This window comes from Lyngbya aestuarii BL J (assembly GCF_000478195.2).
Classification (GTDB): Bacteria; Cyanobacteriota; Cyanobacteriia; order Cyanobacteriales; family Microcoleaceae; genus Capilliphycus; species Capilliphycus aestuarii.
In genome coordinates, this window is the sequence record NZ_AUZM01000336.1 from 1 (window position 1) to 565 (window position 565).

The window sequence follows — 565 nt, forward strand, 5'->3', positions numbered from 1 at the left end:
AAGCAAGCCCAGGCTGCTGTGGTTGATTCTACTCTGGATGGAAATTCACCCACTGTCAATTCCCAACCCCGCACCCCTGTTACGCAATAACCAACCGATTTACGGCTGATAGCGACAGAGCAGAAAAACGACGAATGCTACAACTGTCTAAGTCCCTCCGGATGAGAACTCTGGCTTCCTTGGAAGACTCCTACGAACTCTGTCGTCAGATTACTGCGGAGTATTCCAAAACTTTCTATATGGGAACTCAGCTTATGCCATTCGCCAAACGTCGGGCGATCTGGGCAATTTATGTCTGGTGTCGCCGTACCGATGAATGGGTTGATGGGCCATTAGCGAGTTCAACAACGGCTGAAACTTTGGATCATTGGGAAAAACACCTCGAATCTATTTTTGCAGGAGATCCCATTGATGATGAAGACGTGGCTCTAGTGGATACTCTCAGCCAGTTTCCTCTAGATATTCAGCCGTTTCGAGATATGATTGCGGGTCAACGTATGGATCTGTACCGCAGTCGATATGAAACCTTTGAAGAGTTGAAACTGTACTGCTATCGGGTGGCGGG

General features: G+C 48.1%; 1 protein-coding gene. It reads left to right on the forward strand.

Annotation, left to right across the window (positions count from 1 at the left end; translation table 11 throughout):
- Positions 1 to 134 precede the first annotated feature (134 nt).
- Positions 135 to 565: squalene/phytoene synthase family protein (locus tag M595_RS28415; protein ID WP_023069994.1), on the forward strand; the 431-nt coding region annotated here is incomplete at its 3' end.